Origin of the sequence: Cellulophaga omnivescoria (genome assembly GCF_001999725.1) — a bacterium.
In the GTDB taxonomy this organism is placed as follows: Bacteria; Bacteroidota; Bacteroidia; order Flavobacteriales; family Flavobacteriaceae; genus Cellulophaga; species Cellulophaga omnivescoria.
This window is the reverse complement of record NZ_MDDP01000010.1, coordinates 521,921-533,913: the sequence shown is the minus strand read 5'-3', so window position 1 is coordinate 533,913 and position 11,993 is coordinate 521,921. Positions and strand designations below refer to the sequence as shown.

The window sequence follows — 11,993 nt, the reverse complement described above, 5'->3', positions numbered from 1 at the left end:
TACTTCTTTTGGCTTAACTTATAAATCCTGCACCAGCCGTTGTGTTGGTTTGCGCATCAATTAAAATAAAAGCTCCATTAGATTTATTATCGTTATAACTATCAAAATAAATAGGCTTGCTAAGTTTAATACTCACTTCTCCTATTTCATTTAAGGATAATTTATTATTGTTTTCTTGTTCTCCTGTATAATCTGTTGCTATAACACTGTTTATACTATCAATTTTAGATAACACACGGTTAGTATTATGTTGTACAATATACTTAGTTCCTGGCACTAAGTTTTTACTATCCATCCAACAAACTGTAGCAGTAACTTGTTTTTCAATTTTTGGAAGTTCATCTGTTTTAACAAGCATATCTCCCCTAGTAATGTTAATATCATCTTCTAAGGTAATATTTACAGAACTACCTGCTGGTGCCTCATTATAAGTCTTATCAAAAAAGAATATCTCTTTTATTTTAGACTGCGTTAAAGAAGGTAAAACAGTTACAGCATCTCCTACTTTTAGGCTTCCACCTGTAATTTTACCTGCATAGCCTCTAAAATCGTGAAACTCATCTGTTTTTGGTCTGATTACGGTTTGCACAGGAAAACGTACTTTACCTGCATCATAAACATCTTGCGCCTCTAATTCCTCTAAATGCCCTAAAATTGTATCACCATTGTACCAAGACATTGCATCTGTTTTGTCTACAATATTGTCTCCTTTTAAGGCACTAACCGGAATATAACTAACTATTTGTTCTGCGTACGTACTTTTTGCATTTAAGGCTTCAAAATCTTTTTTAATGTTATTAAAAACCTCTTCAGAATAATCTACCAAATCCATTTTATTTACAGCAACTATTACATTTTTTACACGTAATAAATTGTTGATGAAAAAATGACGGTATGTTTGCTCTATAACCCCTTTTCTAGCATCAATTAAAATAATAGCCACCTGAGAAGTTGATGCACCTGTAACCATATTTCTGGTATACTCTACGTGACCAGGTGTATCTGCTATAATGTAACTTTTTGTTGGTGTTGAGAAATAGATATGAGCCACATCTATAGTTATACCTTGTTCACGTTCTGCAACTAAACCATCTGTAGCTAATGAAAAATCTAGGTAATCATACCCACGTTGTTCACTACTTTTTTTAATGGCCTCTAGTTTATCTTCGGTAAGTGATTTTGTATCGTAAAGTAACCTACCAATTAAGGTACTTTTACCATCATCTACACTACCTGCTGTTGCTATTTTTAGTACGTTCATTTTATGTGTATTAAGTATAAAGTAGCAAGTACAAAGACTTTGTTACTCTTACTTTTTTTATTTTAAACTTCTTTTTTAACTTATATACTTTAGACTAAGTACGCTGTACTTTTTAAAAGTATCCTTGTTGTTTTCTTTTTTCCATAGCAGCCTCGGAGCGCTTGTCATCTATACGTGCACCACGTTCAGATATTTTAGAATCTCTAATTTCTGCTACTACTTTATCTATAGAATCTGCTTTAGATAACACTGCTGCCGTACAAGACATATCACCAACGGTTCTAAATCGCACCCAACGTTCTTCTACTACCTCATCTTCTGCTCTAAAAACAACATCATCTTCTGCAGACCAGATTAAGCCATCTCTTAAAAAGATGTTTCTTTTATGTGCAAAATAGATTGATGGAATTTCAATTTGTTCTTTTTGAATATAGCTCCATACATCTAACTCTGTCCAGTTGCTAATAGGAAAAACACGTACATTTTGTCCTATTTCTATTGTTCCATTTAACATATCAAACAATTCTGGTCTCTGGTTTTTTTCATCCCATTGTCCAAAATCATCTCGAACAGAAAAAATACGCTCTTTAGCTCTCGCTTTTTCTTCATCTCTACGAGCACCACCAATACAAGCATCAAATTTAAATTCTTCAATAGCATCTAAAAGTGTAGTAGTCTGTAGCATATTTCTACTTGCGTACTTACCTGTTTCTTCTACTACTTTTCCTTGATCTATAGAATCTTGTACATTTCTAACAATAAGCTCTACACCTAATTCTTTAACCAATTTATCTCTAAACTCTATAGTTTCAGGAAAATTATGTCCTGTATCTATATGCATTAAAGGGAACGGAATTTTAGCCGGCCAAAATGCTTTTTGTGCCAAGCGTACTAGAGTAATACTATCCTTTCCGCCAGAAAACAACAATACAGGTTTTTCAAACTGGGCTACTACTTCTCTAAAAATGTAAATAGCTTCGTTCTCCAAAGCATTACCCAACCCTTGTAATGAAGTGTTGGCTGTTGTTTGTGATTTTGTATCTTTTATCAATGTTTCCAAAATATTGGTGTTTTATTTTATATCTTTTTAAATCCTAGTTTATCCTAAGTGTGTAAACCACACTCTCTGTTTTCTAATACCTTAGTAGGATCAAAATATTTATGTTCGTTGGGTAAATTACGTTCTGCTAAATATGCATCTAGCTGCACATCTGACCAGTGGTAAAACGGACTTACTTTTAAAATTCCGTCTTTACTTAAGCTTAAAATTCCTAGTGAATCTCTAAGTGCCGTTTGGCCTTTTCTTAAGTTAGTAAACCATACATCTGGCTTGTGTTCTGCCATAGCTCTTTTAAAAGGCTCTAACTTAACTTGCTCTGTAAACTCTTTATGTTTTGGATCGTCTATAGATGGTATACCCATTACAGCGTCTCTGTGTGCACTAGTTTGTAAAGGCACATATAATTTTACGTTTAAATCTAGTGTAGAAATTAACTCTTCTGCGTGTTTATAGGTGTTTGGTGTATTGTAACCTGTATCACACCAAACAACAGGAATATCTTTTTTAATTGCAGTTACCGCATTTAGTATAGCAACCTCATAAGGTCTAAAATTGGTAGTAATTACAGCATTTTTTGCATATTCTATTGCCCAAGAAATAATTTCTTCTGGCGGAATACCTCTAAACTGAGCATTTAAATTTTTTATGATATCTTCTGTAAAACTCATTTTTACTATACTTATATGTTATTTACCCCACTTAATTGAATTCCAAACACGCTCGTGAAAAAAATACAATACCATTTTTGTAACTAATTCTATTAAACCTATAGAGAACGCTAATTTTAATGTTCCGGTTACAAACCAAGAAATTAAAACGGTGTCTATTGTCCCCACTACTCTCCAGCTAATAGACTTGACTATGCTCCTTTTAGGACTCTCTGACTGTTTGTCTGACTTGTAACTTCCTTTAGAAGTTTCTTTATTTAAAATCAATTGATCAGCAATCATTTACTTAATTTTTATTACCCTATTTAATTAGTAGGAATTACAAATGTATAACTTTTAACGATAGTAACTGTTAAAAAACGCATAAATCCTATGGTTTTAGTAGATTATCAAAAAATAAGAAGTTTTTTTGATAAATATGAAGTATCTGTAAAAGAACACAATAGAATATTGGTAGCCTTACAAAGCTAAAATAGTATAGCGGTAAATATTTTAATCTTAGATAAGATGACTAAGAGTGGTGTTTTTATATATTTCTAAAGCACTGTCTCTTACTTTTAGCATTAGTTTGTGAACAGAACAAGTACCTTCATCTGGGCAATCATCACACTTTTCATAAAAATTTAAACTAACACAAGGTACCATTGCAATAGGCCCTTCTAACACTCTAATAACATCTGTCATTAAAATTTCTGATGGCTCCTTAATTAAGTAATAACCACCTCCTTTACCTTTTTTAGAAGACAAAACTCCTGTTCTACGAAGCATTAATAAAATACTCTCTAAAAATTTTTGAGATATGTTATTTTGTTGCGCAATTTCTCCAATAGGAACCGGATTCCTATCTTCTTTTTGAGCTAAATAAGTTAAGGCCTTAAGCCCGTATTTGGTTTTTTTGGATAGCATAGTACAAAGATAGGCAAAATTGGGATTTAAAAAAGTGCTGATTTTTAGCTAACTATTTTTAAATTAAACCCTTATTATAAAAGCCTAAATATATACTTTATTACTACAACCTACCCCAACGCTTGTTTTATATCTGCAATAATATCATCTATATGTTCTAAACCAACGGAAACCCTAACGGTACCATCTGTAATACCCACGGCCACTCTATCTTCTGCTGCAAGTTTACTATGCGTTGTAGATGCAGGGTGAGTTACAATACTTCTAGAATCTCCTAGGTTTGCAGAGAGCGATAACAACTTTATAGCATTAAAAAATTCTTGTCCTGCTTGCAAACCTCCTTTTACCTCAAAAGCAACTATACAACCACCAGCTTTCATTTGTTTTTTAGCTACTTTGTATTGTGGATGCGACTTTAAAAAAGGGTATTTAACCCAGTTTACTTTTGGGTGCGCTTCTAGATACTCGGCTAACTGCAATGCATTTTCAGAATGCCTATCTACTCTAATTGCTAACGTTTCTAAGCTTTTAGACAATACCCACGCGTTAAAAGGAGACAATGCAGGCCCTGATATTCTAGAGAAACGATAAACCTTATCTATTAAATCCGCACTACCAACCGTTATACCTGCTAGTACACGACCTTGACCATCTATTAATTTTGTACCAGAATGTATCACCAAATCTGCTCCAAACTTTATAGGCTGTTGTAAATAGGGCGATGCAAAACAATTGTCTATAATTAAAATAAGATTGTGTTTTTTAGCAATAGCACCAAGCACCTCTAAATCTAAAATATCTACAGCAGGATTGGTAGGTGACTCGGCATATAAAATTTTAGTTTTTGGAGTGATTAAAGCTTCAATACCTTCTAAATTATGAGCATCAAAATAACTTGTGGTCACATTCCATTTGGGGAAAAAGTTTACAAATAAACTATGTGTAGAGCCAAATATACTTTTAGATGAAATAATATGATCTCCGCTCTCTACTAAAGCTGCAAAAGTTGAAAACACAGCAGCCATACCAGAAGCAAAAGCAAAGCCTGCCTCCGCTCCTTCCATTTTGCATATTTTTTGTATAAATTCTGACGTGTTAGGATTAGAATATCTAGAGTAAATATTTCTATCCTTTTCCTCAGCAAAAGACGCACGCATATCTTCTGCATCTTCAAAAACATAACTAGATGTTAAGTATAAAGGTGCAGAGTGCTCTAAAAATTGTGAGCGTTCTATTTGTGTTCGTATTGCGTTAGTTTCAAATTTATTATCCATAGTATTTCTTTTATTCTTGACCATCTATTATTAGCCATTAGCGCTATATTCTTTTTTCTTTACTCTATATTCTTGTCTCTTATTTCTAAGCAAAAGCTATCCTTTTTCTGCAATTCTTAAAATATCTCCAAATACACCTCTTGCGGTTACGGCGGCTCCTGCTCCTGCACCCTGTATTACTAATGGATTTTTACCATAAGACTCGGTATAAATTTCTATAATAGAATCTGATCCCTTTACTTGACCTAATGCACTTTCTTTAGGAACAGAAACTAATTTTACATCTAAAATTCCTTTTTCTTCTTGAAGATTACCGTGTAAATCGCCTACATAACGTAAAACGTGATTTGGTTTTTGGTCTGCTTTAATTTTAGAAAATGCAGTATCTAAAGCATCAGCTTGACTCAAAAATTCTGATTTACTACCTTCTCTTAATGCCTCTGGAATTAAATTTTGAATATTAATATCTGAAAATTCATTACTTAACTCTAACTCACGTGCTAAAATCAATAATTTTCTACCAACATCATTACCACATAAATCTTCACGCGGATCTGGCTCTGTGTATCCATTTTCCATTGCCTCATTTAAAATAGTAGAAAAAGGTACATTTGCTTCAGAATACGTATTAAAAATATAACTTAAGGATCCGGAGAATACGCCTTTAATTCTGGTAATATTTTCACCAGACAAATGCAATAACTTAATAGTATCTATCAATGGCAAGCCAGCTCCAACATTAGTCTCATACAAATATTGTTTCTGATTTTTAGCTAATATCTCTCTAAGTTTTTTGTAATAATCAAACCCTAAAGTATTTGCTATTTTGTTAGATGATACAAGATCAAATCCATTTTCTACCAAATCAACATAATTAGCCACAAAAGCCTCATTTGCAGTATTATCTATGGCTATTAAATTTTCTAAATGATGTTTTTCTGCATACTCAAAAATATCTGCAAGCTCATAGGATTTTCCATTTTCATTTAACTTAGTAGGCCAATCTTCTCCAATTCCTTTTTTACTAAGCAATACTTTTTTAGAGTTGGCAACTGCAAAAACATTAAGGTTAATTCCTTTACGTTCTTCTATGGCTTTAGCAGATTTTAATAATTGCTCTATAAGTGTACCACCAACAGTACCGTGACCAAAAATGGCTATGTTTACTTTTTTAACAACACCAAATATTTGTCCGTGCACTACATTTAAAGCTTTGTGTAAACTAGCTTTTTTAACCACTAAACTCACGTTTTTACCAGACACCGTATTATTAAACAACAATGGCACAATCTGGTTTTTTATTAATGCATTGTATGGCTTATGAAACGTACTTAAATCCTGACCAACAATAGATATTACAGAAACATCTTTTTGTACAGTTATTAGGTTGATGTCTTTAGAGTAAAAATCTGAAGCAAACTCGCGCTCTAAAACCTGTTTTGCCTTATCTGCACTTACAGCATCTACCACCAAGCCAATACCGCGTTCTGATGATCCTTGGGAAATAATACTAACACTAATTTTTTCATCACCAAGTGATTTAAATATACGTGCATCTATACCAGCCTTACCTAACAAACCACGGCCTTCTAGGTTTACAAGAGCCACATTTTCTATCACAGAAAGTGATTTTATACCCTCCTTAGTTGTCTTGGCGCTAATTAATGTGCCTTCATTATCACCATTAAAAGTATTTAAAATACGTAGTGGAATATTCTTTTCTAATAGGGGAATAATTGTTTTTGCGTGTAAAATAGTTGCTCCAAAATTTGCAAGCTCGTTAGCCTCAGAATAGCTTAATTGTTCTATACGTTTTGCATCGGAAACATAATCTGGATTAGCGGTAAAAATACCATCTACGTGTGTATAACTCTGTAACTCTACAGCATTTAAAAAGTTGGCAAATAAAGAGGCTGAATAATTACTACCGTTTCTACCTAAAGTTGTTGTTTTACCTTCTTCTGTAGACGCAATAAAACCTGTAATAACAGGCACAACATTACTGGCTAAACTAGAAATTATTTTTTGTGTTTTAGCTTTAGATTCTTCCTCTAACACGTTTGCATTACCAAAATTAGCATCAGTTTTCACTACTTTTCTAGAATCTATAAACTCAGCTTTTACACCTTCTTTAGCAAGTGCTTTTACAACATATTGTGCAGAAAGCAATTCTCCGTATGCTAATACCTGATCTTTAATTTTTAGGCTATAATCACCCAACAAGGCAACACCTTCTAAAATTTGTAATATCTCTTTATATTCTGTTGAAAAATCTAATTGTAACCCATTTTGCTGATAAGCTTTAAAATCTTCAAAGGCTGCTAAATACGGTTCTCCCTTTGCCGCTAAATCTAATAATTTTTCTAATACGTTTGTAGATTCTCCTCGAGCAGAAACTACTATCGCAATATTTTCTTGTGCCTTAATCTTAGATTCTATTTTGCGTACCACATTAGAAATACCCTCACCGTTGGCTAGCGATTTACCTCCAAACTTAATTACTTTTAAATCTTCAGTACTTTTTTGGTCACTAAAAATACCATTTAGCAATTGCTCTAACTGATCAAACTCTATTAAAAAAGCATCATGACCGTGAAGCGAGTGTATTTCCCCATAGGTAACATTACTATTAGCTTGTGCTAATTGTTTAAACGTATCTTTATTTTCTTTTGCCGTAAAAAACAAATCAGAATCTACACCTACAATATGTATAGATGTATTGCTATTTTGCAGGTTGATAAAAGCCTCATTACCATTTCTAGTAATGTCTATGGTTTTTAACAACTGATTCATTAATTTATATGCAGATAATTGAAAACGCTCTTGTAATTTTTTACCATGATGCGTTAACCAACTTTCTACATTAAACAACTGTTCTTCTGTATTTGTACTTCGATTAAAACGAGCCTTAAAAGATTCTGGTGTACGGTAACACAACATTGCATGCATACGCGCATCGTGTACAGGTTGTTTAGAGTTCACCAAAAACTGTTCTTGAATTTGGCAATTGGCAATAAGCCAATCTGTAGATTTCCAATCTGATGCAACCGGAATTAAATGTTGAGTTAGCCTTGGGTTTAGCGCTGCCATTTCCCAAGCAATACCGCCGCCTAAAGAACCTCCTATTATGGCGAAAAGCGAATTTATATTTAGTTCTTTTAATCCCAATAAAAATATATGCGCTATATCTTTAGCCACAAAATCTTTATAATTTTCTATTACAAAACCATCAAAACCATTGCCAGGAATATTAAAAGATAGCACTGTATATTTTGTGGTATCTATACATTTTCCCTCGCCAATTAGTGTAGACCACCAACCATTTTCACCAGACACATTAGAGTTACCTGTTAAAGCATGGTTTACAAGTACAATTGGTGCGGTGTGCAATTCTGCTCCAAATACCTGATATGACAAGTCTATATTTTGTGTGCTACCACTTAGCGTTGTATATTTTTTTAGTTTTATGTAATGCAACATAGTAAGTTGTTTTAATCTAAAGACCAATTAGATTATTTGTAATTTATTTTGAGAACTAATTATTACTAGGCCGTAACGGCAGATACTGCCTTAAAAGCCTCTTCTAAATCTAACTTTAAGTCTTCTATATCTTCTAGACCAACAGACAAACGAATTAAATCTTGACCAACACCTGCAGACTCCTGCTGCTCTACTGTTAATTGTTGATGCGTTGTACTTGCTGGGTGAATTATTAAAGATTTTGTATCTCCTATGTTTGCTAAAAGAGAGAATATTTTAGTGGCATCTGTTAGTTTTTTAGCAGCTTCAAAACCTCCTTTTACACCAAATGTAACTAAGCCACTTTGTCCTTTTGGTAAATATTCTTTGGCAAGGTCATAGTATTTATTACTTTCTAATCCTGGGTAATTTACCCAAGCAACCTCATCTCTACCCTCTAACCAAGCAGCCAATTCTAATGCGTTTGCACTATGTTGTTTTATACGCACTGGTAAAGTTTCTAAACCTTGTATTATTTGGAATGCATTAAACGGACTTAAAGCTCCACCAAAATCTCTTAACCCCTCTAAAATTAATTTATATGTAAATGCAGCATTACCAAGAGCTTCACTATATATTAAACCGTGGTACCCAGCAGATGGCTCTGTAAACTCTGGGAATTTCCCGTTTGTCCAGTCAAACGTACCTGCATCTACAATTGCACCTCCTAAAGAAGTTCCTTGTCCGCCTATATATTTTGTTAGCGAGTGTATTACTAAATTTGCACCGTGCTCAATTGGGTTTAGTAATGCTGGTGATGCTACTGTATTGTCTACAATAAAAGGCACTTGTGCTTCTTTTGCTTCTTTAGAAATTGCTTTTAAGTCTAAAACATCTAGCTTAGGATTTCCTAATGACTCTACAAAAAATGCTCTTGTATTTTCTTGTACTGCTTTACCAAAATTTTCAGGTTCAGAAGCATCTACAAAAGTGGTTGTAATACCTAATCTTGGTAAGGTTACATTTAACAGATTAAATGTGCCACCATACAAACTGCTAGATGCTACAATGTGGTCTCCCGCTCGTAAAAGAGTTAGTAAACCTGTAGAGATTGCTGCTGTGCCAGATGCAAAAACTACTGCTCCTACACCACCTTCTGCCGCTGCTAACCTGTCTTGTAATATTTGATTTGTAGGATTGTTTAAACGTGTGTAAATAAATCCTAATTCTGATAAAGAAAATAAGTTTGCTGCGTGGTCTGTGTCTTTAAAAACGTATGAAGACGTTTGGTAAATAGGTACTGCTCTTGTTCCTCCTGTTTCTGATGGGTTGTGACCTGCGTGTAATGCGTTTGTTGCTAATTTTTGAGTACTCATAATTTTGATTTTTTAATTATTAAAATTGATAAAATAAAAAAGCCAAAACCGCGTCTTGCCGACTTTGCAAGATGGTTTAAAAATTAAATGAGTTAAAAAGAAATTGGAAATTTGCTTTTTTTGAAATAAAAAAGCTTGTTTCGTTATCTGCCTATAGTACCGCTGTACTTGGTAGAATTTAGCACCTTCTTTGTATTGCACAAAGGGTTGCTAAGGCTTCATTGGGTCTAATCCCTCCGCCTTTCTTGATAACTATTCAATAAGTGTTTTGAACTTTGAGCTACAAATATATGTTTAGAAAAATTTAATATCCTAATCTTTTTTGAAAAAATATTGATTTTAACCTTTTTAACAAGCTTAAATAACAGAAACACAATAATTGTTTGTTTTTGTAACGATTTTTTAAATTAAAACTTTATTTGTGTTAGGGATTGCAGTGAAAATCCTTTTTTATATTTCTTAAAAAAGATTGAAACAAAAAGCCCGACCCTTGCGGTAACACCCAAATAAATAGCAAAACATCAAACACAAAAAAAGTGCTTTACCATTACAGCAAAGCACTTATATAGTATTAAAAACTTTATTTTAAAGGTTAAAAGCAGCTTTTACTGCGCTTACCATATCTAATTTTTCCCAAGTAAAAAGTTCTACTTTTTTTTCTACTTTACCATTGTATGGAGACTCAAAAACTTTTGTGATTGTTTTTGGTTCTTTACCCATATGGCCATAAGCTGCGGTCTCTAAATAAATAGGGTTTCTTAGCTTTAAACGGTCTTCTATGGCAAACGGACGCATATCAAAAATTTGTGCTACTGTTTTGGCAATTTCTCCATCTGTTAAATTTACTTTTGCTGTACCATAGGTGTCTACAAAAATAGATGTTGGTTCTACTACACCAATGGCGTAACTTACTTGCACCAAAATCTCGTCTGCAATACCAGCTGCTACTAAATTTTTAGCTGCGTGCCTTGCCGCATATGCTGCACTACGGTCTACCTTACTTGGATCTTTACCACTAAATGCACCACCACCGTGAGCACCTTTACCACCGTAGGTATCTACTATAATTTTACGGCCTGTAAGACCTGTGTCTCCGTGCGGACCACCAATTACAAATTTACCTGTTGGGTTAATGTGATACTGAATTTTGTTGGTAAATAACGCTTGTACTTTCTCTGGAAATTGCGCTATTACTTTTGGCATTAAAATAGAAATGATATCTGATTTTATTTGCGCTAACATTTTTTCATCATTAGCATCAAAATCGTCATGCTGTGTAGATACAACAATAGTATCTATACCTTGCGGTACGTTATCATCTGAATATTCTATGGTTACTTGCGCCTTAGCATCTGGGCGTAAATAAGAGATTTGTTTACCGTCTCTACGCAATGCAGCAAGCTCTTGTAATATTTTATGCGAAATATCTAATGCCAATGGCATATAGTTTTCTGTTTCTTTACTTGCGTAACCAAACATCATACCTTGGTCTCCAGCACCTTGTTCTTCTTTAGAACCACGGTCTACACCTTGATTAATGTCTTGTGACTGCTCATGTATTAATGAGATAACACCACAAGAATCTCCACTAAATTGGTAAGCTCCTTTTGTGTAACCAATGTTATTAATTACCTCACGTGCTATGTTTTGCAAGTCTACATAGGTATTGCTTTTTACCTCACCAGCAAGTACTACTTGCCCAGTTGTAACTAGTGTTTCACAAGCTACTTTACTTTCTGGATCAAAAGCTAAAAAATTATCTAATAATGCATCACTAATTTGATCTGCAATTTTATCTGGATGTCCTTCACTTACAGATTCTGATGTGAATAAATATGCCATAATATTGTACTTCTATTGTTAGTAGAGAAACGGTAAGATAGATTGCAAAAAAAACAGGAAAAGGCGTCAAAAAAAATTAACTAAATCTGTTTTAGCATTTTTTGTAGTACTGAGTAACAGTATACGAGGTTGCAATCAGTCAAATCC

9 protein-coding genes and 1 riboswitch are annotated in these 11,993 nt (G+C 33.6%); all 9 genes read right to left on the bottom strand.

Features of this window, described 5'->3' with window-relative positions:
• Window positions 1–13 precede the first annotated feature (13 nt).
• Window positions 14–1,261: a sulfate adenylyltransferase subunit 1 gene (locus BFJ87_RS07390; protein WP_077402119.1), complete on the bottom strand. Its 1,248-nt coding sequence runs from the start codon at window positions 1,259–1,261 to the stop codon at window positions 14–16.
• A 112-nt stretch (window positions 1,262–1,373) separates the two neighbouring features.
• On the bottom strand, window positions 1,374–2,312 hold the full coding sequence (cysD, locus tag BFJ87_RS07385) for a sulfate adenylyltransferase subunit CysD (RefSeq protein ID WP_408612218.1): 939 nt from the start codon (window positions 2,310–2,312) through the stop codon (window positions 1,374–1,376).
• Between the two features lie 53 nt (window positions 2,313–2,365).
• Window positions 2,366–2,989, bottom strand: a complete 624-nt coding sequence (locus BFJ87_RS07380; protein ID WP_077402116.1) for a phosphoadenosine phosphosulfate reductase domain-containing protein — start codon at window positions 2,987–2,989, stop codon at window positions 2,366–2,368.
• An 18-nt stretch (window positions 2,990–3,007) separates the two neighbouring features.
• Window positions 3,008–3,271, bottom strand: a complete 264-nt coding sequence (locus BFJ87_RS07375; RefSeq protein WP_013621535.1) for a DUF2061 domain-containing protein — start codon at window positions 3,269–3,271, stop codon at window positions 3,008–3,010.
• Window positions 3,272–3,487: 216 nt separating this feature from the next.
• Window positions 3,488–3,895 (bottom strand): RrF2 family transcriptional regulator, encoded by a 408-nt coding sequence (locus tag BFJ87_RS07370; RefSeq protein ID WP_077402113.1) that lies wholly within the window; start codon window positions 3,893–3,895, stop codon window positions 3,488–3,490.
• A gap of 110 nt (window positions 3,896–4,005) precedes the next feature.
• Window positions 4,006–5,169, bottom strand: a complete 1,164-nt coding sequence (locus BFJ87_RS07365; RefSeq protein ID WP_077402110.1) for a trans-sulfuration enzyme family protein — start codon at window positions 5,167–5,169, stop codon at window positions 4,006–4,008.
• A 96-nt stretch (window positions 5,170–5,265) separates the two neighbouring features.
• Entirely contained in the window at window positions 5,266–8,649 is a 3,384-nt protein-coding gene (gene thrA / locus BFJ87_RS07360; RefSeq protein ID WP_077402107.1) for a bifunctional aspartate kinase/homoserine dehydrogenase I, read from the bottom strand.
• A gap of 65 nt (window positions 8,650–8,714) precedes the next feature.
• Window positions 8,715–10,004 (bottom strand): O-acetylhomoserine aminocarboxypropyltransferase/cysteine synthase family protein, encoded by a 1,290-nt coding sequence (locus tag BFJ87_RS07355; RefSeq protein WP_077402104.1) that lies wholly within the window; start codon window positions 10,002–10,004, stop codon window positions 8,715–8,717.
• A gap of 140 nt (window positions 10,005–10,144) precedes the next feature.
• Window positions 10,145–10,259: riboswitch (SAM riboswitch) on the bottom strand.
• A gap of 330 nt (window positions 10,260–10,589) precedes the next feature.
• Complete coding sequence (metK, locus tag BFJ87_RS07350; RefSeq protein ID WP_077402101.1) at window positions 10,590–11,846, bottom strand: methionine adenosyltransferase; 1,257 nt, start codon at window positions 11,844–11,846, stop codon at window positions 10,590–10,592.
• Window positions 11,847–11,993 lie beyond the last annotated feature (147 nt).